General features: G+C 70.6%; 17 protein-coding genes and 1 pseudogene. 11 read left to right on the top strand and 7 right to left on the bottom strand.

Annotation, left to right across the window (positions count from 1 at the left end; genetic code table 11):
- From ACFY1S_RS28120 to ACFY1S_RS28110, 3 genes and pseudogenes are all read left to right on the top strand, one after another.
- A pseudogene (locus ACFY1S_RS28120) lies at positions 1 to 159 on the top strand (phytochelatin synthase); the annotation flags it as partial.
- 244 nt (positions 160 to 403) lie between these two features.
- Entirely contained in the window at positions 404 to 1,297 is an 894-nt protein-coding gene (locus ACFY1S_RS28115) for a DUF1996 domain-containing protein (protein WP_387123786.1), read from the top strand.
- Positions 1,298 to 1,369: 72 nt separating this feature from the next.
- Entirely contained in the window at positions 1,370 to 1,975 is a 606-nt protein-coding gene (locus ACFY1S_RS28110; RefSeq protein WP_387123784.1) for a DUF305 domain-containing protein, read from the top strand.
- A gap of 147 nt (positions 1,976 to 2,122) precedes the next feature.
- Here ACFY1S_RS28110 and ACFY1S_RS28105 read toward each other — a convergent pair whose 3' ends face one another.
- From ACFY1S_RS28105 to ACFY1S_RS28095, 3 genes are all read right to left on the bottom strand, one after another.
- The gene (locus ACFY1S_RS28105) at positions 2,123 to 3,016 is read right to left on the bottom strand and encodes an acetyltransferase (protein WP_387123783.1); all 894 of its coding nucleotides are present in this window, start codon (positions 3,014 to 3,016) and stop codon (positions 2,123 to 2,125) included.
- A gap of 157 nt (positions 3,017 to 3,173) precedes the next feature.
- Entirely contained in the window at positions 3,174 to 4,370 is a 1,197-nt protein-coding gene (locus ACFY1S_RS28100; RefSeq protein WP_387123781.1) for a low temperature requirement protein A, read from the bottom strand.
- Between the two features lie 91 nt (positions 4,371 to 4,461).
- Positions 4,462 to 4,869 carry a VOC family protein gene (locus ACFY1S_RS28095; RefSeq protein WP_387123779.1) on the bottom strand — a complete coding sequence of 136 codons (408 nt, stop codon included), beginning with the start codon at positions 4,867 to 4,869 and terminating at the stop codon, positions 4,462 to 4,464.
- A 193-nt stretch (positions 4,870 to 5,062) separates the two neighbouring features.
- Between ACFY1S_RS28095 and ACFY1S_RS28090 the strand changes: the two genes are divergently transcribed.
- Positions 5,063 to 6,130 (top strand): glycoside hydrolase family protein, encoded by a 1,068-nt coding sequence (locus tag ACFY1S_RS28090; protein ID WP_387123777.1) that lies wholly within the window; start codon positions 5,063 to 5,065, stop codon positions 6,128 to 6,130.
- Positions 6,131 to 6,136: 6 nt separating this feature from the next.
- Here ACFY1S_RS28090 and ACFY1S_RS28085 read toward each other — a convergent pair whose 3' ends face one another.
- Entirely contained in the window at positions 6,137 to 7,030 is an 894-nt protein-coding gene (locus tag ACFY1S_RS28085) for an NAD-dependent epimerase/dehydratase family protein (protein ID WP_387123775.1), read from the bottom strand.
- Positions 7,031 to 7,330: 300 nt separating this feature from the next.
- On the opposite strand from ACFY1S_RS28085, the gene ACFY1S_RS28080 reads away from it, so the two are divergent.
- The 3 genes from ACFY1S_RS28080 to ACFY1S_RS28070 all read left to right on the top strand — a co-directional run bounded on the left by ACFY1S_RS28080 (position 7,331) and on the right by ACFY1S_RS28070 (position 10,926).
- Positions 7,331 to 8,998, top strand: coding sequence for a hypothetical protein (locus ACFY1S_RS28080; protein WP_387123773.1), 1,668 nt, complete (start codon positions 7,331 to 7,333; stop codon positions 8,996 to 8,998).
- A gap of 35 nt (positions 8,999 to 9,033) precedes the next feature.
- Complete coding sequence (locus ACFY1S_RS28075) at positions 9,034 to 9,453, top strand: PPOX class F420-dependent oxidoreductase (protein WP_354828129.1); 420 nt, start codon at positions 9,034 to 9,036, stop codon at positions 9,451 to 9,453.
- 150 nt (positions 9,454 to 9,603) lie between these two features.
- Positions 9,604 to 10,926: a glycoside hydrolase family 18 protein gene (locus ACFY1S_RS28070; RefSeq protein ID WP_387123771.1), complete on the top strand. Its 1,323-nt coding sequence runs from the start codon at positions 9,604 to 9,606 to the stop codon at positions 10,924 to 10,926.
- On the opposite strand, the gene ACFY1S_RS28065 is transcribed toward ACFY1S_RS28070, so the two are convergent.
- A complete protein-coding gene (locus ACFY1S_RS28065) occupies positions 10,889 to 11,290 on the bottom strand; it encodes a hypothetical protein (protein ID WP_387123769.1) in 402 nt (133 codons plus the stop codon). The genes ACFY1S_RS28070 and ACFY1S_RS28065 overlap by 38 nt on opposite strands.
- Before the next feature lie 168 nt (positions 11,291 to 11,458).
- On the opposite strand from ACFY1S_RS28065, the gene ACFY1S_RS28060 reads away from it, so the two are divergent.
- Positions 11,459 to 14,260, top strand: coding sequence for a M14 family zinc carboxypeptidase (locus tag ACFY1S_RS28060; protein WP_387123767.1), 2,802 nt, complete (start codon positions 11,459 to 11,461; stop codon positions 14,258 to 14,260).
- Positions 14,261 to 14,333: 73 nt separating this feature from the next.
- Here ACFY1S_RS28060 and ACFY1S_RS28055 read toward each other — a convergent pair whose 3' ends face one another.
- Together ACFY1S_RS28055 and ACFY1S_RS28050 are read right to left on the bottom strand one after the other, a co-directional pair.
- Positions 14,334 to 14,759: a hypothetical protein gene (locus tag ACFY1S_RS28055; RefSeq protein WP_387123765.1), complete on the bottom strand. Its 426-nt coding sequence runs from the start codon at positions 14,757 to 14,759 to the stop codon at positions 14,334 to 14,336.
- Positions 14,760 to 14,890: 131 nt separating this feature from the next.
- Positions 14,891 to 16,957, bottom strand: a complete 2,067-nt coding sequence (locus ACFY1S_RS28050; protein WP_387123763.1) for a cellulose binding domain-containing protein — start codon at positions 16,955 to 16,957, stop codon at positions 14,891 to 14,893.
- A gap of 776 nt (positions 16,958 to 17,733) precedes the next feature.
- On the opposite strand from ACFY1S_RS28050, the gene ACFY1S_RS28045 reads away from it, so the two are divergent.
- From ACFY1S_RS28045 to ACFY1S_RS28035, 3 genes are read left to right on the top strand one after another with little or no spacing between them, the layout of a single operon-like run.
- Entirely contained in the window at positions 17,734 to 18,135 is a 402-nt protein-coding gene (locus ACFY1S_RS28045; protein WP_387123761.1) for a YbaB/EbfC family nucleoid-associated protein, read from the top strand.
- Positions 18,122 to 18,436 (top strand): type VII secretion target, encoded by a 315-nt coding sequence (locus ACFY1S_RS28040; RefSeq protein ID WP_387123758.1) that lies wholly within the window; start codon positions 18,122 to 18,124, stop codon positions 18,434 to 18,436. The genes ACFY1S_RS28045 and ACFY1S_RS28040 overlap by 14 nt, the downstream gene beginning before the upstream one ends.
- A 3-nt stretch (positions 18,437 to 18,439) precedes the next feature.
- A complete protein-coding gene (locus ACFY1S_RS28035) occupies positions 18,440 to 18,619 on the top strand; it encodes a hypothetical protein (RefSeq protein ID WP_387123756.1) in 180 nt (59 codons plus the stop codon).
- Positions 18,620 to 18,627 lie beyond the last annotated feature (8 nt).

Raw genomic sequence — 18,627 nt, 5'->3', positions numbered from 1 at the left:
TCCTTCGAGGGTGGGCACTACATCAGCGTCGTCGGCTACCGCGACAACGGCACCATCGTCAAGATCGCCGACTCCGCCGACCCGAACACCGCCTCCTACGAGGTGACCGTCGAGCACCTCGCCGACTGGATCGCCACCCGCGGCTACGCCACCAGCTGACCCCCGACACGTCACGACACGAAGGGCCGGACCCCACCACGGGGCCCGGCCCTTCGTCGTCATTTCCACCAACTGCGGCACGTATTGACAAGGATCGACATAGCGGTGAGGCTGGACGACGAGAGAGAGCGCTCTCTTGCTACTGGCTCAACAGGCCACCACCACGTCTGGCCAGGACACTCCGCTGTCTTCGGCGGCGGCACCGGAGCTGTCCCTGAGCCGGCCTCCCGACAGGAGTCCCACGATGGACAGGGCCGCACCCCTATCCGGCATCCCCCGCCGACTGCGCATCGCCACGGCGATCGGCGCCCTGCTGGCACTGCTCGGCACGTACCTGGTCTCTGCCACCGACCGGGCCGACGCCGCCCCGGTCGCGAACGTCATCCGGGTTGCCGAGTTCCCCGCCGACTGCACCTACAGCCACCGGCTGCCGGACGACCCGATCGTCTTTCCCCGGCTGCCCGGCGCCTCGCACATGCACAGCTTCTTCGGCAGCACGGTGACGAACGCCAACACCACGCTCCCGGACCTGGTCACCTCCCCTACCACCTGCAACCCGCAGGTGGACGTCTCGTCGTACTGGGTGCCGACCCTGTACCGGGACAACGTCGCGGTGGAGCCGGCGATCGCCACGTTCTACTACCTGGGTGAGGGCGTCCGTGCAGACGTCGTCGCGAACACCCAGCCGTTCCCGCAGGGGCTGCGTTTGGTCGCCGGCAACGCGAAGGCCACCGGGCCGAACGACAGCATCGCCCGCTGGTCCTGTCTGCACGCCGGGCAGGTGCCACCGTCGAAGGACTTCGTCAACTGCCCGGCCGGCACGATGCTGGAGTCGTACCTGGACTTCCCGCAGTGCTGGAACGGCCGGGACCTGGACTCGCCGGACCACAAGAGCCACCTGGCATACCCGGTGAACCAGGCCTGCCCGAGCACCCACCCGGTGCACGTGCCGAAGTTGCGCCAGGTGCTGCGGTATCCGGTCAGCGGTGACCCGTCGCACTTCCGGTTGGCCTCCGGGCCGGGCTACACCATGCACGGCGACTTCTTCAACGCCTGGCCGGTGGCGGAGATGGCCCGCCGGGTCCAGGACTGCATCCGCCCGGTCATCAAGTGCGGTCACGACGGCCGGCCGATCTGAGCCGACCGGTCGCACCCGAGGCGGCGGGTCCGGTCGCGACTGGGCCCGCCGGCTCGGGCGGAAGGAGGCGGTATGCGAGTCCGGATCGCGCTGCTCGTGGCGGTGACGCTCGTCTCCGGATGCACCGCCGGCACACCGGTCGCCGACGACAGCGCGCCACCGTCCACGGGTGTGGTGTCCACAGCGCCGGCCACGGGCGCCGCCGGACCGTTCAGCGCCACCGACATCGCCTGGCTGCAACTGACGGTCGCGATGGCGCAACGGCTGCTCCCGGTACTGGACCTGGTGCCGACCCGTACCGCCGACCCCGCGTGGCGGCGTCTGGCCGCGCAGATGCGGGCGGGCAGTGGCACCGACCTGGCACGGTCCCACCAGCTTCTGGCCGACTCCGGCGCGCCGGCGACGAACCCGCACGAGGGCCACGACATGCCCGGCATGATCACCGCCGATGAGCTGGCCGCGCTGCGGTCGGCGACCGGCAGGCCCTTTCAGCGGCTGCTCGCCGCGCATCTGCGCGCGCACCTCGAGCAGTCCGTCCGGGTCGCCGCCGCCGAGCAGCAGGGCGGCGCCCACCAGGGCACCACCGCGATGGCCGCCGTCGTCGCCCAGACCGGCACGGTCAACCTCGCACGCCTCGACCGGCTCGACCGCCCACCGGCGCCGACACGACCGGCATGAACGCCTCGGCTCGGACTCCGCCAGTTGGCGCAGAGCTACGCCGAGACGACGAGGGCGATGATCTCCGGCACGGGTCAGATCCTGGCAGCGGACGCGGGGCTGGCCGGTCCAGGGGTGCGCCCTGGTGACAGGGCGCACCCCAACTGGTCAGCCCTCGTCGGCCGGCGCGAACAGCACCCGCGCGCGCAGTTGCCGGAATCCGGTGCGTTCCAGCTCCGCCAGCACCGACACCCGGTGGGCGTCCACGTCGGCGATCACCTCGCGGGCGCCACCGGCGGCGAGCACCCGGACCGCCTCGGCCAGGAGCTCGGGTCGGGCGGCCTGGTCGCGCAGGCCGAGATAGGCCAGCAGCGGGTAGCAGGCGTCCCCGGCCGTTCCGGCCAGGCCCACCGGTTCACCGGCCGCCGACGCGACGCGCCACCCCCGCACCGCCTCGCCCAGCCAGGCCAGCGGGTCGGTGGCCAGGTCGACGCCGCCGACCGCCCGGGCGATCTCGACCCCGGTCAGCACGTCCGGCTCGGCGATCCGGGCGACCAGCTCGTTGATCTCCGCCGGGTCGGCGGGCGGGCGGAAGTCGTACCGTCCGGAGGACGCCGGCAGGGGCGTGCCCGTCCAGGAGCACCTGAGCCGTTCCCCCCGTTCGACAAGGCCGGCGAGGCGGGCCGCCTCCATCGGAGCCCGGACCACGGCCAGCACCTCCGGTCGGCGTCGCCAGTGCGCCGGCAGGGCCGCGTAGTACCGGGTGGGGCCGCCCAGCGCCTCGTGGGCGGCGCGCAGCAGCTCGGCCCCCACCTCCGGCTCGGCGTCCAGGTCGAATCGCTCCAGCCAGGGGGCGCCGACGGCACCCGGTGGGAGGAGCCAGGCCGCCCGGGCGACCACCCGGCCGGCCCGCAGGGCGACCCAGGTGGTCTCGGGCCGGTAGCCGCCGCCGGCGATCCCGTCGGCGTAGGCGACCTGACGCAGGTACGGCAGCGGATCGGGCATCGAGTCGAACAGATTTTCCTCGCCCGCGACGAGCGGACGGATGACCAGGCCGGTCATGGTTTGGTCCTCCGGAGAGCGAGCGCCCCGGGTCAGATCCGCGTGGACGCCGGGGCGCGGAGGGGGCGCAGAACATCGGACATTGTTCTGACCTCCTCCCGGCTCGACGGCGTGCCCGACACGATACCGGCCCCGCGACGGGTGTGTCGGCCCCGGCTCACAGCGTCGGGTTGGTCGCCGAGCCGCGTTGGTGGGCCTGCCCGTCGAGGACCGCGATCACGGCCAGGATCAGTGCCGCAGCGCTCGCCACGGCGACCGGCGGAAGGAACACGGTGGGCACCGCCGCCACGGCCAGCACCAGCGCGCCGATGTACAGCATCCGGCAGTGCGGGGCGGCGGGCGTCGCCTCCTCCAGGTAACTGCGCCCGAGTAGGAACAGCACCGGACCGCCGAAGATGATGACCACCAGAGCCCAGTCGATGGGCGGATGCGGGTCCTCGATGACCTGGCCGAAGCCGACGGCGGTGCAGATGATGCCACCGACGATGAACAGCAGGCTGTAGCTCGCCCAGCGGGACAGCCGTATCCCGTCCCCCGTGGGGCTGGAGGTCGCCTGCCGACCGGGCCCGACATGGTAGAAGTAGATCCGCCAGAACGAGACCGTCGCCACGAACGCGGCGACGAGGGTGACGGTCCGCTCGAACGAGAAGCCCGGGAAGCTCACAGCGGCGCCGGCTTCGAGCACCACCTCGGCGAGCGCGATCATGAAGAACTGGTTGTACCGCTCGGCGAGATGCTCCTGTGAGACGGTGACCGTGCTGCTGATCGGCTCACGGCCGAACCGGGGCAGCGGCCAGTTGGTGGACGCGCCGATGAGTTCGACGGCGAGGGCGAGGGACCAGAAGACGCCTCGGCCGAGGCCTCCGCTGATACCGCCGCTGATCCAGAGCACGCCGGACACCACGTGCCAGGTCAGCACCCGGATCGCGAACGCGCGGCCCGGGTGGCCCCGCAGGGCGAACGACAGGTAGAGAGGTCTGCCGACCTGGATGATCACGTACGTGGCCGCGAAGATCACGCCGCGCTGGCCGAACGCCTGCGGCAACGAGACGGCCAGTACCAGCGTGCCGAACATGGTGGCCAGCAGGACGACCTGGAGATCGACACGCCGGGGATCGTACGTGCTGGCCAGCAGGGCGTTCAGGGACCAGATCATCCACATCGCCGTGAAGAACAGCAGCGTCTGGCCGGCCTCGGACAGCAGCGTGTGCCTGACGATTGTCAGGTCGTCCGCGACGCGCCCGGCGAGGCGGGCGAGCGCGAACACGTAGACGATGTCGAACAGCAGTTCCAGGACGGTCGCCGAGCGCGGGCTCCGGCTGTCACCAAGGCCGGGCATCCGGGCGCGCATCATCGCCCCGAACCCTCCTCGCAGCCTGGTCCCTTTTGAGCGATTTTATCGGGGAAGCCGACGATCTCAGCGGGTATGCGGACAGCGGGGGAACTCAGGCCCGACTGGAGATCTGCTGCACCCCCCAGGCGTTGCCGTCCGGGTCGGTGAAGAAGATGAATCCCACGTTGTCCAACGGGTCCGGCACCGGCTGCGGATTGGCTCCCACCACCTGGATCTCGCTGACCTCGACACCGCGTTCCACCAGCTCGGCGCGAGCCTGCCGCAGGTCGGGCACCACCAGTTGCAGCCCCTTGAGCGACCCGGGCGGCATGTCGGGCACCAATCCCCTGCCGATGACGACCGAGCAGCCCGAGCCGGGCGGAGTCAACTGCACGATCCGCGCCTCGTCGTTGATGACCGTGTCGTGGTCCACGACGAAGCCGAGCCGGTCGGCGTAGAACTCCTTGGCCCGGTCCACGTCCGAGACCGGTACGACCACCACTTCCAGCGTCCAGTTCATCCGAGCGTCTCCCCCTGTTGTGGAAGCCGGTTCGCGTCCGCCGAGGACGCGAACCGCACCGTGGACGACGACGGTAGCCCGGGACGTCACCAGAAACCGTTATCCCGGCGCGAACCGCCGGTCTCCTGAGGGGAGGGCGTTGATCCACCAGCCCGCCGGCCGGATGAGAACACCTGACGAAGGAGCCGAGACGATGCGCGCAACCAACCCGGGTGAGTCGGACGCCGCGAAGGCGACCCGGGGCGTCCACGCGAAACCCCGGCGGGGACCGCTGTTGCTGTGGCCGTTCGCCGTCGCGGTGGCCGTACTCGTGGCCGTGGTGATCGTCGTGGTCCAGCCCGCCGGTCCCACGCCGGCACCGGCGGCGACGCAGGCACTCGACACGCCGCCGCCCGCCGTCGCGGCGGCCGGCCCACCCGCACCGACCAGTCCTGCCGCGACGGCGAGCCCGACGACGGCGGTCCCGACGCCCACGACGGCGAAGCCCACGGCGGGACGCCCGGCCGCCGCGACGGCGGCCGCGGTGACGTCCAGGCGCAAGGGCGTCGGGGTGTGGACCTTCGACGGGGTCGACCGGGCGCTGGCCGGCTCCGGGGCGAGTTGGTACTACACCTGGGACGTCGCCCACCCGGGCGTCACCAGCCCGAAGGGCGCCGAGTTCGTCCCCATGATCTGGGGCGCGAAGAGCGTCACCGCCAGCAATCTGCGACAGGCCAGCACGAACGGGCGGCAACTCCTCGGGTTCAACGAGCCGGACATGGGCGGTCAGGCGAACATGAGCGTGGAGCAGGCGCTGGAGCTGTGGCCGCACCTGGAGGCCACCGGTCTCGCCCTGGGCAGCCCCGCCGTGGCGTGGGGCGGCGACCGGCCCGGCGAGTGGCTCGACCGTTTCATGACCGGGGCGAAGCAGCGCGGCTACCGGGTCGACTTCATCGCCCTGCACTGGTACGGCGGCGACTTCACCACCGCGAACGCGGTCAGCCAGCTCAAGTCGTACCTGCAGGCGGTGCACGACCGGTACCGGCTGCCGGTCTGGCTCACCGAGTTCGCACTGATCGACTTCTCCAACGGCGTACGGTTCCCCAGCCAGGAGCAGCAGGCGGCATTCCTCACCGCGGCGACCAGGATGCTGGGTGGCCTGTCCTGGCTGCACAGGTACGCCTGGTTCGGCCTGCCCGCCACGGACAAGGACCGCAGCGGGCTCTTCCGAACGGGCAGCGAGGCGACCGCCGTCGGCCGCGCCTACCAGGCGGCACGCTGAAGACGACTACGCCTGACCCACGTGGTTCCGCCAGGAGTGCTGCGGCTCGTATCCCAGCACCCGGCGTGCCTTGTCGATGCTGAGCAGCGTCTCGTGTTCGCCGAGTTCCTTGCGGATCTCGACGCCTGGGTAGACCTCTGCCATCAGGCTGGCGCTGGAGCGGGTCATGACGGTGTCCGCGTTGGCGATGATGAAGACGTCAGCGCCCGGCTGGTCGTGGGCGAGGGCCCGCTCGACCGCCTGCGCCCCGTCGCGGGCGTCGATGTAACCCCACAGGTTCCACCGACGCAGCGCCGGGTCGGCGTCGAACGACGGGAACGGCGCGTAGTCCTCGACGTCCATCACGTTGGAGAAGCGCAGACCCACCATGACCAGCTCCGGGTCCCAGCGGCAGAAGTGCCGCGCCATCTCCTCCTCAAGGGCCTTGTTCAACGAGTACGTCGACTCGGGGCGCGGCGCGTACTCCTCGTCGACCGGGGCGTACGGCGGCGGGGTGTCGAACGGCAACCCGAGCACCGTCTCACTCGACGCCCACACCACCCGCCGGATCCCGGCCGCCCGGGCCGCGGCGAAGACGTTGTACGTCGCTGCCGAGTTGTTCGCGAACGTGGTCGCGTTCGACATCAACCCGGGCGCCGGTACGGCCGCCAGGTGCACTACCGCGTCGATCCCACCGGCGTGCTCGTCCGCCCCTCCGGTGAACGCCTCCACCACCTGCCCGTAGTCGGTCAGGTCGACGAGCAGGAACTCGCCGTCCACGTCGCGCGGGTCACGTCCGCCGGCACGGTCGACGGCGAGGACGTCCACGCCCACGCCGCGCAGGTGCGCGACGACGGCGCGGCCGAGTTTGCCGGTGGCGCCGGTGACGACTACACGTCCGGGAAGTGCGGGATCGGTCATGACCCCATCCTCTCCGGCGGGACGCCACCCCGCACGGGCGGGTACGCAGCCGGCGCCGGCCGCCCGAGCCGTCAGTGGAGGCGGCGCAGATTAGCAGTAGGCATGTCGCGTCGGAAGCGCTCCGCGTGATCCGGACAGGCCTGCTGAATCATCGAATGTGACGGAACCTTCAGCCGATGGGAGTCGCCGGGCCAGAAATGACACGCTGCCCGGACATGTGCAGCCGCGCTCCCATCGGGAGGAAACTGTGCTCGGTACCCCACCCCTCATCAACGTCGGCGCGACGGCCGAGGTCGTTCGATGACGCCGTCTCCGTCGCCGACGGACGTGCCTGACCTTCCGGCTATTGCCGGTTACTACTCGCAGCTCGCGGCCGTACTCGCCGGTTTCGGTTTCGCAGGCGTGGTCGGCCTGGTCACCACCCAGCTGACGGCTCGTAACGCGACGACGACTGTCGTTCGCAGCCTGGGCCCACTGGTGAGCGCCTTCATCGGGCTGGTGGCGGCCAGTCTCGACTACGCCCTGGTGACCGGTGAGCCGGTCGGCTCGGCGCGGGTGGCGAGTTTGCAGACAGTGGCCGGAATGGGGTTCAGCATTGCCGGAGCGATGCTGATATGCGCGATCTACATTCTGCTCTGCGATCTTCAGGAGGACGCGCCGCTGAGCCGTTCGCTGAGCATCGCCGCGATCAGGTTTATGCGTACCATCATCGTTTCGTATCTTCCCACGGTGCTCGTCCTGCTGATGTGGAGCGGCCTGCGGGACCATCTCGAACAACGGCAGGGCGACAAGGCTTTCTACGGCTGGCCCGACTGGGTGGCGATCGCCGCCCTCGTCGCGACCCTGCTGGCGGCATGCCTGCTGCGGCTGTTCTTCCGCAGGGCACCGTCCGGTCGCTTCGACACGGTCACGAGGGTCGCGCGTCTCGCCACGCAACTGTCCTTCGCGTCACTGCTGGGCTCGTCCGCGCTGATCAGGTTCACCGAGACGAACACCTCGGTGCCGGCCGGGGTCCCGGTCACGGCGCTTGTGCTCGTGGCGGCCTTCGCCCTGTTGACGGCGTCCTCCGCAAGCCGCTACTTCAGCGAGGGCGGATCACCCCGTACGACGGCGGCCGTCGATGCCGCGGCCGTCCCCGACGAGGTGCCCCCGACCGTCACGCCGTCGGAGGGCGGTGGACGACGGCCGTTGCAGCCGCTTCACCCGGGGATCCTGCGGGACCGGTCCATCGAGATCTTCCCGCAGGGCTATCTGATGAACATCAGCATCATCCAGGGTGTGGCACTGAGCGTGCTCATCGTGGAGACCGTCCGGACGCTGACCCGCGAGGACAGCCCGCTGCCGTTGGTGCCCACGCTCGCGCAGTCGTCGTTGACACTTGCCTGCCTGGTGATCGTCTCGTACGAGTATCTGTGGTTCTCCACCATCATGCGGTGGACTCCCACGTTCCGCGACACCGCCATCCCCGTCGTGCTCGGCGTCGGAGAGATCGTCCCACCGCTGCTGCTGGGCAACCCGCGGGCGTGGTGGATCGCCACAGCTGTCTTCGCGCTGCTCGGCGCGGTGGCCTTCCTCAACACGGTCACCCGGCTCGAGCCGGAGATGTTCCCCCGGAGCAGGCAGGCGTACACGAGGATCCGAGGGCTTCTCGTCACCCTGGCGGTGACCTGCGTGGCGACGGCGGCCCTGGCCGCGGTGATCGCCTACCTGGTCGGACCTGTCCTCTCCACGATCGGCGCGCTCGTCGTCCTGTTCACCTCCGTGGTTTTCGTGGTCGGCCGCTCGGAGCGGGTCCTCAACGACGTCTACGACGATCACGGTGTCGACCGGAGGCCACCGATGTTCGAGCGGCTACGGGGCGTCGAATCTCGCGTGCGGGAGCGGCTCGGCGCTGCCCCGCCCCTGGTGAGCGGGGGTGACGGCTCCCGCCCGACCCATCCGAGCGCACCAGAGCCCCCGGGTGCGTAACGTGCAGGGGTAACCGTTGACGCGAGGAGGAACGTATGTCCAAGCCACCGCTTCCCGAGGCCGCGGTCGAGATGTTGCGCAAGCCGAATCCGGCAGTCATGACCACGCTTCGCAACGGTGGTCAGCCGGTGTCGGCCGCCACCTGGTACCTGTGGGAGGACGGCCGGATCCTGGTGAACATGGACGAGAGCCGCCGTCGGCTGGAGCACGTCCGCAACGATCCACGGGTGTCCCTGACCGTGCTGGACGAGGCCGGCTGGTACACCCACGTCAGCATCATCGGGCACGTCGCGGAGCTGCGCGCCGACGAGGACCTCGCCGACATCGACAGGTTGTCGCGGCACTACACGGGCAACGCGTACCCCCGGCGGGAGCGGGCCCGGGTCAGCGCCCTCATCGAGATCGACAGGTGGCACGGCTGGGGGTCGCTGAAGGACAACAGCCAGGTCGGCTGAGCGCGCCGACCCGACGCCCTGGCCGCTGGCGTCAGGGCGTCGCTCTCCCCGGTGGCCGGACGGCTCTTGACCGTCGAGTGTGGTCGGCTTAGCTTCATCAATCAGGTAAGTAACTTTACTAATCTGATTGATTCTTCTGGGAGTGTGCCGATGCGACAACTCCGCCACCGCCGCCTCACCGCCGTCGTCGCCCTGGCGACCCTACTGATCACCGCTGCTCCGCCCGCTGCGGCGAGCGCGGGCGCCAAGCCCGATCGGGCCGGCTACCACCGGGTCGGTTACTTCACCCAGTGGGGCATCTACGGCCGCGCCTTCCCGGTCAAGAAGCTCGAAACCTCCGGGGCGGCGAGCCGCCTGACCCACCTCAACTACGCCTTCGGCAATGTCAGCGAGGACGGACGCTGCTACCTGGACGGTGGGCCGGGCGAGGGCGACGCGTGGGCCGACTACCAGCGTCCCGTACCGGCCGAGGAGAGCGTCGACGGCGTCGCCGACGCTCCGGGCCAGGCGCTCAACGGCAACTTCGGCCAGCTCGCCAAGCTCAAGGCCAAGCACCCCGACCTGAAGGTGCTGATCTCGCTGGGCGGGTGGAGCTGGTCGACGTACTTCTCCAACGCCGCACTCACCGACGCCTCCCGCAAGGCGTTCGTCGCGTCCTGCATCGACCTCTACCTCAAGGGCAATCTCCCGGGCGCCCCGGGCGCCGGCGCGGGCGTCTTCGACGGGATCGACCTGGACTGGGAGTGGCCGAACTGGGACGGTGAGCCGGGCAACGTCATCCGCCCGCAGGACCGGGAGAACTTCACCAAGCTGCTCGCCGAGTTCCGCAGGCAGCTCGACGCGTACGGGCGCACGACCCGCTCGCACCACCCGCTCACCGCTTTCCTGCCGGCGAACCCGGCCACGATGGACGCCGGCTACGAGGGCCGCAAGATCTTCAAGTACCTGGACTTCGCGACAGTGCAGGGGTACGACTTCCACGGCGGCTGGGAGGCGGTGGCCAACCAGCAGTCCGCGCTGCGGGTTCCGGCCGGCTCGCCGGACAACCCGGACTTCTCCGTCGAGGTGGCCGTCGACGGCTGGATCGCCCGTGGGGCGCCGCGCGACAAGCTCGTCCTGGGCATCCCCTACTACGGTCGCGGCTGGACCGGCGTCACCGGCGGCGGCAACGGCCTCTTCGGGCCGGCCGCCGCGCCCGCGCCGGCCACCTTCGAGGCCGGGTACGAGGACTACAAGAAGCTCAAGACCCTGGCCGGCAACGGCTACACCGTTCACCGCGACCTGCGCGCCGGGCACGCCTGGCTCTTCGACGGTACGACGTTCTGGACGTACGACGATCCGGGTGTCGTCCTGCAGAAGATGCTCTACATCCGCCGCACCGGCCTGGGTGGCGCGATGATCTGGTCGCTCGACGGCGACGACGACAACGCCACGCTCACCAAGACGATAGGCCTCGGTCTGACGACCTGGTAGCCGCTACCCGGGGGGTGACCGCGCGCACCGCTTCGGCGATGAGCGCGGTCACCTGGCCCATGTCACGGGCCTGACGCACGTCCATCTCGGCGGACCAACCGTCGGCCCGACCGAGTGTCACAGTCACGTCGTCGCGGCGATGGGTGAGCCAACCGGCCACCGCCTGGACCAGGATCATGGCGGCACCCGCGTCGTCGACCGCCACCCGCAGCACGTCCGTGCCGCTCTCGGCCGTCCCCTCCGGCGGGGTCGGTGTCACCCCGTCCCGCAGCCGGTCGTCGGCGCGCAGCCAGGACGCCAGCGAACGCTGCGCGTCGGCGGACGGAAGATCCGGACTGACCGTGAGCGTGATCGCCTCCGGCACGGTGCGCTCCTTCCCGACGACAGCGGGTCACGCCACCATCCTGCCAGCCGACCCCGGCGCCGGCATCCCACGCAGTCACCGAAGTCGATCAGAGGCTTGACCACCCCGTCCGCCCGTCCATAGGCTCCGGCCACTGCGAGGCTTTCCCCCAAGAAGGGAACCCGAGACATGGCCCCATCGTCGCGTCCGTTCTGGACCCTCCCCCCGAAGCGGCTGGCGAGCGCCGCCACCGTCGCGCTCCTGCTCGGCATGACGCCCCTGCTCGGCGGCCCGTCGGCCGCCAGCGCCGCCCCACCATCGAGGTGCAGCACCGACCCGACCGCCCGGCTGAGCGGCGTACCCACCCCGGAGTCGGTGCTCGGCTTCCCGCTCGGGCTGGGCCAGGAGCGGGTCGTCACCAACGACGAGGTCCGCACCTACCTCGGGGCCGTCGACAGCGCCTCGGACCGCGTCGTCACAGGCGTGATGGCCACGAGCGTGCTCGGGCAGCCACTGCCGTACGCGGTGGTGTCCACCGAGCGCAACGTCCGGCCGGCCGCGCTGCGCGAGATCGCCGACGACGTACGGGACCTGCGTGATCCGCGCCGGACCAGCGCGCGCACCGCCGCCCGGACGGCGAAGGACAGCCCGGCCATCGTCTGGGTCACCGCGAACGTGCACGGCGGCGAGAAGAGCGGCACCGACGCCGCCCTCAAGACGCTGTACGAGTTGGCCGCCGGCCTGTCCTGCGAGGTCGCGCGGCGCAACGACAACCTGGTCACCATCATCGTGCCGACGCAGAACCCGGACGGCCGCGACGCGACGCGACGGCAGAACGAGTTCGGCTTCGACATGAACCGGGACTGGTTCGCCCGTACGCAGCAGGAGACCGACGGCAAGCTCGAACTGCTGCGCCGCTACCCGCCGCAGGTGTTCATCGACGCCCACGAGATGGGTGGCCGGCAGTACTTCTTCCCGCCCAACGCCGACCCGATCCACCACGAGATCGCCGGCGAGGCGGTGGACTGGATCAACCGGATCGGCGAGGCCAACAAGGCCGGCTTCGGCTACAACGGCGCCTGCGACGACACCGTCACGACCGAGTGCTACTTCAACTACGACACGTACGACATGTTCTTCATGGGCTACGGCGACACCGTGCCGACGACCGGCTTCGGCGCGGCAGGCATGACGTACGAGAAGGGCAGCGCGTCGGCTGTCGCGGACCGGGTGCAGCAGCAGTTCCACACCCAGTGGTCGACGCTGGGGTGGGCCGCCGCGAACAAGCGCGAGGTGCTCAGCGACTACTTCGACATCTGGACCGACGCGCTGGCCCAGGGCAGGGCGGGCGCCCTGGAGCCGAACGAGGTGGTGCAGCCCACCAACGAGGTCCAGTTCCCGGTGCCGGACGTCACCATCCGCTCGTACTTCCTGCTTCCCGACCGGCAACTCGCCGACGTCCGCCAGCTCGTCGAGCGGCTCCGCCGGATGGACGTCGAGGTGTACGAGGTGCAGAAGGCCACCCGGGTGCCCACCGCGCGGATCTTCGGCGGGCGCAGCGCCACGAACGTGACGGTGCCTAAGGGCGCGTACTGGATCCCGATGGACCAGCCGCAGAAGCACTGGATCCAGGCGATCATGGGCGAGGATCCGTACGTCCCGTTCCCGTACTTCTACGACGTGTCGTCCTGGAGCAACCCGCTGCTGATGGGCGTCAACGCCCTCTACACGGGAGACGCCGTCCGGCCGAAGGCCCAACTGGTCCGCACGGTCTCCGGCGGCCGCAGCGGGCTGGCGTGGCCGTGGGGCTCGTACACGTACAAGCTGGACTCGGCGGCCGCCGCGGAGTTCACGTTCACCCTGCTGGGCCGCGACGTGCCGCTCACGCGTGACCTGGAGACCAACACGGTGGCAGTCGCGGCGACCAGGGTGAGCCGTACTGTCGACGACCTGGCCGAGTCGCTCGGCGTCACCCTGACCCCGGCGGGGCGGGTCACCGGCACCCGGCTGAGCCTTCCGGATGTCGGGCTGTTCCAGGGCACCGGCATCTCCACCACCTCCGGCTCGCACGGCGAGGCCCGGTACGTGCTCGGCAAGCGGTGGGGCCTCGACCTGAAGCCGGTCACCACCGCCGACATCAACGACAACACCGAGGCGTTCACCGGGCGTACGGTGCTGCTGGTCCCGGACGGCAGCAGCCCGACCGGCGGTCTCACCGCCGCCGGGCAGGCCAACCTGCGTGACTGGATCGCCCAGGGCCACACGTACGTCGGGCTGCGCAACGAGGGCACCCGGCTGGCCCGCGCCGCAGGCCTCACGTCCACCACCGAGAAGACCAAACCCGCCGACTACCTGGTGATCGGCTCGCACCTGCGGGTCGACGTGGACACCGACAACCCGGTCGCCCTGGGCCGCCCGGCGGAGGACTTCGAGTTCAACAACAGCGACCCGATCCTCAACCCGAGCACCACCGGGACGAACGTGCTCACCTACCCGACGGACGACACGTTCTGGGCCAACGGCTACACCGTCGGCGCGGACACACTGAAGGGCACGGCGGCGGTGGTCGACGAGCCGACCGGCGCGGGTCGGGCGGTGCTGTTCGCGTTCAATCCGCTCTTCCGGGCGTACAACGAAAATGGTCTGCACCTGGTGGCGAACGCGCTGCTCTACCCGACGGGCGCGCCGAACGCCCGACGGACGACGGGCCCCGACGCGGCGCGCGCCAGCGCCGCCGCCGCGCCGGTCGCGGCGGACCTGGGCGGCGGCTGGCGGCCGATCACCGTCAAGGTGGCGTCGGCGGACCTGCCGCGCGCGCAGGCCGTCGTCGAACGCTTCGCCACCGACGCCCGGGCGTCCGTGAAGGACGGTTCGGCGTACGTCGTGATCCCGAACCCACAGGGACTCCAGGCGGACGAACACCCGTTCACGAAGGATCTGGTACGCGCGCTGCGCGCTGCCGGTGTGCCGCTGCGGTCCGTGGTCGCCTGACGGACCTGGCACGACAGAGCGCCCGTCCCCATGGTGGGGGCGGGCGCTCCGTCGTGCGCGCGGGTGATGGGGACTATGCGCCGAGCCGGCGGAAGACCTCACCACACACGTATACGCAGTGCGCCAGCACCACGTCGGCCGTCCGCACCCCGGGCGTGGTGAACAGGAAGACCTCACGGTCGACGCGTTCGACCGACTCGGTCCACGGGGCGGCCGTCAGCACCTGCTCGAAGAGGTCGCTGCCGGGTCGGGACAGGCCGAAGACGCCCAGCTTGCCGTCGTCGAAGCTGAGCGTCCACTCCCGGCCGTCCCTGGTGGAGACGGCCAGATAGCCCGGCAGGTCCTCCAGTGCCGGATCCTGCGGCAGGCGCGCGGCGGCCTCGGCCACCGCGGGTGACCCGGCCAACGCGTCGCCGTCGAAGACGTCCCAGCCGTCGACGCGCTGCGGCTCGACACCGTCGACCGCATAGCCAGGTCGGGACCGTTGCCACCAACTCATGGTTCTCACTATCGGGTAAGGGGACCCAGTGCCGCACCGGGCCCCACACCAATTGCCTGTGGCCCCGCCAGAATTTGCACACTTAAATGGTGAGTTATACGAGCGGGCGGGGCGGCCATCCGACAGAAGCGTCAGCCGGTCGCGCACATGGTGCCGTTCAGCCGGAATGCCGTGGGCAGCACGTTCGGCCCGCTGTACGCGCCGACGAAACCCGCGCTGACGCTGCCGCCGACCGCGATCTGCCGGTTGTCGTCGGTCGGGGTGACCCGCACGGCGGTGCCTACCTGTTCCCAGGTGGCGCTCCAGCCGCTGCTCACCTGCTGCCAACCGGTCGGCCAGGTCCAGGTGAGCGTCCACCCGCTGACCGGCTTCGTACCGTTGTTGGTGATCTCGACGCCGCCGATGTAGCCGTTGCCCCAGTCGTTGGTGGTGGTGAAGCGGACGGTGCACGCGCCGGCCGTCGGGCTTCCGGTGGCGAAGGTGAGCGGCGGAGACGACCAGGACACCCGACCTCCGGTGTCCCGCGCCAGCACGTTGACCGTGTACCTGCTGCCCGGCACCAGGTTGTCGACGGTGAACGAGGTCGCGTTGGTCTCGCCCAGCTGCTCGCTCACCGCGCCGTTCTGCCGGTACACCTCGTACTTGGCGATGGGGCTGCCACCCGGGGTGGCAGCAGGCCAGGTGATCGTCGCGGCGCGGTCGTTGACGCCGCTCGCGGTGGGCTGGCCCGGGGCCGAGGGACGCCCGGCGGACGTGCCGGCCGGTCGCAGCACGATCGTGGTCAACGAGTACGCCGGCAGTGTACGGCTGGTCGCCGACCCGGACTGGCTGGTGGTGATGCCGGTGGCGCCGTTGGTGAACGTGGACACCGTCGGCGCGGCGGCCGACGGGGTGAACCCCGCGTAGTCGATGGCCACCGGGTGGTCGTTGTCCGGGTCCTTGTTCACCAGCAGAACGGCGAGGTCGCCGTTGCCCCGACGGACGGCGTGGGCGGTGACCAGGGGCTCATCGGTGCCCGCGCGCACGAACTGGTCGCCCGTCCTGGCGAACAACTTCATCATGCTGAGGCCGTGGTACGGCGCGAACGGCGTGTTCAGCGGCGGTTCGCAGACCGAGCCATCCTCGTTGCAGGAGCCGCTGGAGAGCATCCCGAAGTCGCCGTAGTCGGTCTGGCCGGCGACCTGCGTCACCGTGCCCAGCCCGTTGTGCACGTTCCACCACTGGACGGTGAAGACACCGCTCTCCAGCAGCCCGCTGTAGACGTCGGCCAGGAACAGCGCAGCCGGCTGGGTGGTCCGGCCCGCGTCGACGTTCAACTCGGTGAAGCTGATGCCGATACGGTCCGCGTTCGCGCCCGCGTACCGGCTGAGCTGCTGCCGGAGCAGGTAGGTGGCGTCCGGGAGGTGGTTGACGCGGGACAGCGATTCGGCGGCGGTGCCACCGGGGTACCAGTGCACGTCCACGAAGTCGATCTTCGGACCGGCGATGGAGAGCACCGTCTGGTTCCACGGGCCCGGGTCGCTGCCGGCGGTGATGCCGTCCGGCCAGTTGCCCGGCACCGTCAGCACCGCGCCGACCTTGATGCTCGGGTCGACCGCCTTCATGGCGTCGGCGTACTCGACGACCAGCCGCGCGTACTGGCTGGCGCTCTTGTCCGGGTGGTTGTCCGCCTCCCACGCCGAGCCGTAGTGGCCGTTGCCGTAGTTCTCGTTGCCGACCGTCCAGTAGCGCGCGCCGTAGCCCTTTGTCACGTTGGCGTACCGCACCCAGTCGGCGGCCTCGGCGGGCGTGCCGGTGCCGTAGTTCGCGATGATCATCGGCTGCGCGCCGACCCGCCGGGCCGCGGCCATGAAGGTGTCGAAGTCGGTGTTCGGTGCCACGTACCCGCCGGGCGCGGTGTGGTCCTTCCAGTGGTAGATGTCGGCGTACGAGCCGCCGGGGTAGCGCATCATCTGCACGCCGGCGTCGCGCAGCAGGTCCGACGTCTCGGCGGTGCCCAGGTTCTGGTCCCAGATGGCGTGGTTGACGCCCAACGCCGTGTCTGGCACGGTGGCCAGCCCCGCGCGGGCGTTGACGGTGACCGCGACGGCGGCCGGTTCGGGTGTCGCGCTGGCGGTCGACGGGGTGACGCCGGAGAGAGCGGTCGCGGCGAGCAGCAGGCTCGCCAGCACCGTCGCCCGGCTTCGGGTAATGCGCATGGCGGGATTTCCTTCGCGGTGAACGACAGTGAGTCGCCCGGCCGGCAGGGCGCCCCGCGCAGGGCGGGCGGACTCGTGGATGGACAGGCCCCGGTGCCCTGTCGCTGGTGCCCGTCCCCCGCGATCCGTGGTCGGATCCCGGTTGCCCAGTGGACGGCGTCGGCCCGCGCGTGGCCTGTGATCGACGGCCAAGAATGTCACGGCCGGATCGGGGACCTCAAGGGGTGCCGTGTCGGCACCGCTTGACGAACGGAATGTATCGCTCGCAGTCGATGTCGACTCATCTGTGATCGTGAGATGCCGTGGCCCGGCTCGGAAAATTCCGAGCCGGGCCACGGATCCCGCTGCTCGGGCCCGGACTCCGGGCAGCGGGGCGGCCGAGCACGGCCCGGCGGCACTTGCCGGAACCGACGATCGGCGGCGCGGAAGGCAACGGTGTCGACCGCTCGGCGTCGCCTGCTGGGCAGGCCGGCGCAGCGGGTTGTCGCGGACGACGTACCCGATTGGTGCGGTGCCCTGGGATGTCCGTGGCGCGGCGCGCGGGCTCACCCGGTGGTGGTCTCGGGCCGTCTCGCGCCGGCCACGTCCCGCCCACCCACGCTGCGGTCGCCGTTCGCCACGTTAGCGCTAACAGCATACGTCTGTCCATAGACAGTCATCGCTACTTTACGGCGGGTGTCGGTGAACCCATCGCGCGGGGACACCACGCAGCGCCACCGGTTGGTAACGTGGCGGCGGTTACGCGGTGATGGTCGCCGATGGCCCGGGGGGTCGACGTGTGGTCCGATGATGCCGCGTTGGACGCGGCGGACCGCCGCCTCGACGAATGGGAGACGTCCCTGGCCGAGCGGGCCGCCCGCGCGCGAGCCCTCTCCACCCGACTGCGGCCGATCACCGGCACCGCCACCAGCGCCGACGGCGCCGTCGAGGTGACGGTCGACTCGAACGGCCTGCTGACCGACCTGCGCCTCGACGAACGGATCCGCCAGCAGCCCGCCACCCGCACCGCCCGGCAGATCACCGACACCACCCGCGCCGCCCACGCCGACCTGCTCAAGCGGGTCAACGACGCGACAGTCGAGACCCTCGGCGCCGGCGACCCGACCGGGCAGGCCGTCATCGACTCCTACCGGCGGCGGATGGACCCGAGCGAGGACGAGCCGGATGCCCGACGCTGACGGCGTCCACGTCGATCCGGACGACCTCACCGCACACGCCCGGCACACCGACCGCCTCGCCGACCGGGTCGACACCGCCCGTCGAGCTGGCCAGCACGTCCAGTTGGGCGCCGACGCGTACGGGCAGTTCTGCGCGATCATGCCCGTCCTCCTGGACGGTCTTCAGCGCACCCTGGTCGCCGGCATCGGCGCGGCAGCCGAGTCCGCGCGCGACACCTCCGACCGACTCCGCGTCAGCGCGGACCGCTACCGGGCATCCGACGCCCGCGCCGAACAACGCCTGCGCCGCCCACGGAGCTGACCGGTGACGGTCAATCCGCTCATCGGCACTGCCGCCGACACAGGTCCCCACGCCTGGGCCGGCATCTGGATCTGCGAGGACATCGACCTCATCGCCCAGGGCATCCGGACCGGCAGCTGGATCGACGGCACCCTCGGTGTGGTCAGCGCCGGCCTCGACGCCCTCGCCGGCACAGTTCTTTGATCGCCAAT

Source organism: Micromonospora sp. NPDC000663 (genome assembly GCF_042898105.1).
Lineage (GTDB): Bacteria > Actinomycetota > Actinomycetes > Mycobacteriales > Micromonosporaceae > Micromonospora.
This window is presented reverse-complemented; position numbering and strand designations above follow the sequence as displayed.